At 67.8% G+C, this 4,562-nt stretch carries 5 protein-coding genes; all 5 read right to left on the bottom strand.

All coding sequences use genetic code 11. The features are described 5' to 3' along the window. Window positions 1-1,406: S8 family serine peptidase (locus tag ACE3UY_RS11505; RefSeq protein WP_374687667.1), on the bottom strand; the 1,406-nt coding region annotated here is incomplete at its 3' end. Window positions 1,407-1,577: 171 nt separating this feature from the next. Then, window positions 1,578-2,945: a CUAEP/CCAEP-tail radical SAM (seleno)protein gene (locus ACE3UY_RS11500; protein WP_374687666.1), complete on the bottom strand. Its 1,368-nt coding sequence runs from the start codon at window positions 2,943-2,945 to the stop codon at window positions 1,578-1,580. Between the two features lie 16 nt (window positions 2,946-2,961). Beyond that, complete coding sequence (locus ACE3UY_RS11495; RefSeq protein ID WP_374687665.1) at window positions 2,962-3,276, bottom strand: oxidative damage protection protein; 315 nt, start codon at window positions 3,274-3,276, stop codon at window positions 2,962-2,964. A gap of 184 nt (window positions 3,277-3,460) precedes the next feature. Further along, complete coding sequence (locus ACE3UY_RS11490) at window positions 3,461-3,946, bottom strand: SRPBCC family protein (RefSeq protein WP_374687664.1); 486 nt, start codon at window positions 3,944-3,946, stop codon at window positions 3,461-3,463. Between the two features lie 110 nt (window positions 3,947-4,056). After that, the gene (locus ACE3UY_RS11485; protein ID WP_374687668.1) at window positions 4,057-4,554 is read right to left on the bottom strand and encodes an SRPBCC family protein; all 498 of its coding nucleotides are present in this window, start codon (window positions 4,552-4,554) and stop codon (window positions 4,057-4,059) included. Window positions 4,555-4,562 lie beyond the last annotated feature (8 nt).

The following is a 4,562-nucleotide window of genomic DNA, read 5'->3' as shown; positions in this document are numbered from 1 at the left end:
TCGCCGCCGCAGCCCTGGGTGGTTGTCCGTCGCACCGCGGTCGTAGTGATGATCCGCTCCAGTTCGTCGACCTGGCCGGCCAGCGCCGGCTCGGCCGAGATGAGCAGCGCCGCCAGTCCGGCCACGTGGGGCGCGGCCATGCTGGTTCCCTGGCTCCAGCCGTAGCCGCCGCCAGGCACGCTGGAACGGATGCCGACGCCCGGCGCGACGATATCGGGCTTGGGCCGGTTGCTGCCGTCCACGAGAACCGGCCCGCGGCTGCTGAAGCCGGCGATCACGTCCTGGCTGTCCGTCGCGCCCACGGTGAAGGAGGCGTCGTAGATGGCGGCCGGGTTGCCGATGGAGGCGCAGGCGCCGCCCTCGTTGCCGGCCGAGTGGACGCTCAGGATGCCCGCCGCGCGCACCGCCTCCACGACCGCCCGCAGCACGTCCGGCGCGGTGCACCCCTCGCCCTGGGTGCAGGCCCATGAGTTGTTGATCACGTCAGGCGCTCGCGCTGGATCGCCGTCGGTGAACGGGTCGCCGCCGACGGGGTAGGGGGCGATGAACCACTCGTAGCATTCGGTGTAGGTGGCCGGTGTGCCCACGCCGTTCTCCATGTTGCGGCAGCCGATCCACTTCGCGCCGGGGGCCAGGCCAATGCTCGACTGTGGCGTTTGGCCGACCATTGTGCCCATTGTGTGCGTGCCGTGACTGCTGTCGTCGCAGGGCGCGAGCGAGCCGTAGCCGCACTCGTTGTCGTCATTCGTCGGCAGGGTGTCCTCGTGGATGGCATCGTGCCAGCTGTAGTCGTGGTCGGCGGCGCTGCCGTTCCAGCCCCGGTAGCTGTCGCGCAGGGCGGGGTGGGTCCAATCGTAGCCGGTATCCTGGCCGCCGATGACCGCGCCCTGACCGGTGTAGCCCTGCGCCCAGACCTCCGGCGCGCCGACGTGGGCAACGTTCCACTCGACCGCTGTGGCGGCGCGCGGGCCGGTTAGGCTCGGCTCTGGCAGGGCGGCGCGCTGCGGGGTGTTGGCATAGACGCGGCTCACCTCCGGCCGCGCGGCCAGCGTTCGCGCCAGGTTGGCGTCGCCGCGCACCCAGATCATGTTGGCGACCCAGTAGGCGCGGTAAGTCGCGCCCCGCGCGTCGAGCAGCGCCCGTAGCGGGGCCTGCGACCGCGCCGCCGTGGCGGCCAGCGTCTCGTAGACGAAGCGGCCGCGGGCCGTCTTGTCGCCCAGCGCCGCGGCCCGGCTCAGGTCGGCCCGCTCGCTTAGCACGACCAGGAACTCCGCCTCGCCCCCGCCGGCCAGCGCGGCGGCGAGCGCCGGCTCCGTCTTAGCCGTCCAGGCCGCCGAGGCCCGCGCCCCGCCGGCCAACAAAAACGCGCCCAACAGCGCGATGAATAGCAAGCTGACTCTTTTCATGATCGCTCCATGGTGTTCGCCAACCGGGTAGGTGCCTCGCTGGTGGTTGAGCGCTTGTCGGTCGTCGAATGACAAGGTGTTTCCATCTTCTACAACGGCCCCAGCTCCCCTGCGCCCCCGCTCCCCTGCATTCCGCTAAAGCCGATCAACCTGATCGGCTGTCGGCTCCGCTCAGCAGAACCAATCTTCGGTTAGCCGGGGGGGGGTGGGCTTGAGGGAGGCCGCCAGTGGGGCCGGCGCGCGCCGGCCGGCCAGCCCGTAGGCCAGCCGCTCGATGGCGGCAAACGCTTCATATGGCTCGGGGATGCGCTCGGCCACAGCCGCCACCCGCCGCTGCAACTCGTCCATGCAGGGGTCGGGATGCCGCCAGGTGTAAGTGAAGTTGGCCGCGTCGAGCGGGCCGAGCCAGCCGGCGTCGTCGAGCAGGGCGCTGCCCGGCGGGACGAGCAGCCGGATGGACAGTTGCACGGCCGGCACGTGGGCGATCAGGTCGCGCGCGCGAATCCAGGCCAGCAGGTCGAGGTAGTCGTCCAGGCTCGTCCAGGGCGTGAAGGGCAGCCACGTCGGCTGCACCGGCAGCCCGGCGGCATTAAGCACGTCCAGCGCCTCATCCATGCCGGCGCGCGTGTGCCCCTTATGCAGTTGGCGCAGCACGTCGTCGGACACACTCTCGAAGGCGGAGACGACGAAAGCGGCCCCCAGTGCTCGCAACTCAGGCATGAGCGCCCGGTGCTGGAGGATGTGCTCCACCTTGGTCGTGAAGTCGAAGGTCAGATGGGGGAATTCGGCATGCAGGGCGCGGGCGATCTTCAGCACGTGGCCTGGCCCGTTCAGGAAGTCGGGATCGCCGAAGGTGATGTGTTCCGCGCCGGCGGCGACCTGCTGGCGCACGTCGGCCAGCACCGACTCGGCCGGTACGACGAAGAAGCGCCCGCTATAGACGGGCGTGATCGGGCAGTGGCGGCAGGTGTGGAGGCAGCCGCGGCTGGCCTCAACGTAACCGGCCAGGTGGTAGCGGCCATCGGCCAGGTAGCGGGCGTAGCGCGACAGATCGGGCAGGCCGCGCCGGTCGGGTGTGGGCAGGGCCAGGCGGGTCAGTTCCGGCTGCCCGCGCCGCTCGCGCGTGCTGACGCCGGCTGGCGGGGACGCCAGCGCGCCGGTCGCCAGCACTTGCGCCGCCCACTCCGCCAGCGCCGCCTCGCTCTCGCCGGCAATGACCGAATCGGCCACGCCGGCGAGCAGATAGTCGGCGTTGAGCCAGGCGTAGAGGCCGAAGAAGCAGAGGTGGGCGGTCGGGTTCAGGGCGCGCATCGTCTCGGCGGCGCGCACGCCCAGGCGCAGGGCGGTGTGCATAGGCACGGCGACGCCCACGAAGCGGGCTTGCGCCGCCGCTTCTTGAGGCAGGGGATCGACGGCCAGATCGACGGCCGTCACCTCGAAACCCGCTTGGCGCAAGACGGCTGCCGGCCAGGCCAGACTCAGCGGCTGGTGGCCCAACTCGTAGCAGGCCAGCAGCAAGATGTTGCCCGGTTGGCTCATAGGCGCGTGGCGGCGCTCACTTGCGCGCCGGGCCGCCCTTGCCGCCAGCGATGGGCGCGCCGGCCACGCCTGCCTCCGGCCCCTCTTCGAACAGGAAGGCTTCCATCTGCTCGAACAGGAACTCCTGGGAGCGCGGATCGGCCATGTTGAGTCCGTAGTGGTTGATGATCAGCCGCGCCTGGTCTTGCCAGAGGCCATAGGCGTACTTCGATACCTCGTTGTAGACGCGCTGCCCCAGCGGGCCGGGGAAGGGCGGCCGGTCGAGCGCCGGCAACTCCGCGCCCAGCTTGGCGCACTGCACGACCGTGATCGTCTTTGTCTCTCTTGCCATCACAACTCCGGAGGAATCCACAGATTTCCCAGATTTATTCAGGGCCGTTGGTAGTTCGTCGTTGGTGACAAGCGACTAACGACCAATCTGTGTAATCTGTGGATTCCTCTTAAATCAGTTGCGGCAATGATAAGCCGTTCGGCCGGTCGCCGCAAGCGGGTTAAGGAAAGGTTGTTCCAGGAGATTAGACGGCCACACGCAGCAGTTCGGCGGCAAGTTCTTCGAGGCGATCATACGTCTCGGCCATGCCCCCTTCCATGCCCGAGCCGAGCATGCCGTCCCGGTCGGCGATCGACTGATAGACGGCGACGGCCCGCAGTCGCGTCCGGCCGTTGTCGTCCTCGAGCGTCATTGTCTCCAGGGAGATATGGCCCGGCATTCCTTCCCACTCAAACGTCTGGACGATCTGTTCATTGGGGGCTACACGGTGATAGACGCCCCGGAAGCCGGACTCTTCGCCGTCCGGCGTGCGGTGGACGAAGCGCCAGACGCCGCCGTGGCGCACGTCCATCTTATCCACGATGGTCGTCATGCCGCGCGGCCCCCACCAGTGCGGGACGTGTTGCGGGTCGGTCATCACTGTGAACAGCAATTCGCGCGGCGCGTCAAACATGCGGGTGATAACGATCTCCTGCTTGCCCGGCTCTGCGATCACGGTTAACTTAGACATGGTTCTTTCTCCTTGAGCGTTAAGGACGCCAAGAACGCAAAATAGTTCTTCTTTGCGTTCCTGGCGATCTTTGCGTGAGCCTCTTTCTCTTAATCTGCGAAATCTACGAATTACTCTTCTTGTCCCGCCAGGTACGCTTCCAGGCGGTCGAGCGTCTCGTTCATCCCCTCGACCGCGCCCATCGCCAGCACCGTATCGCGCTCTTCGACCGTGGCGAACAAGCTACGGCTGACGACCTTCGTCTTGCCCTCATGCTCGAAGAACTCCACTGCGATCACCATCTGCGGCAGCGCCGGGTTCACGTTGCCCTCGGCGTCGGAGAAGGTGTCGACGTAGACCAATCGCTCCGGCGGGACGATCTCGCGGTAAGTCGCCTTGCCCCAGGACTCTTCGCCTTCAGGGCCGCGCATGCAGTAGTGCCATTCGCCGCCCGGCCGCAGGTCTACCGTGCAGACCGGCAGCGTCCAGCCCTTCGGCCCCCACCAGTGGGCGAGGTGCTCCGGCTCCGTCCAGGCCTTGAAGACCAGTTCGCGCGGCGCGTTGAAGACGCGCTCCATGACCAGTTCCCGCTCGGAAACGTCCGTCGTCGCTTCATTCACCTGATTCATCACCTTTC

Source organism: Promineifilum sp. (SeqCode) (genome assembly GCF_041918635.1).
Lineage (GTDB): Bacteria > Chloroflexota > Anaerolineae > Promineifilales > Promineifilaceae > Promineifilum.
This window is presented reverse-complemented; position numbering and strand designations above follow the sequence as displayed.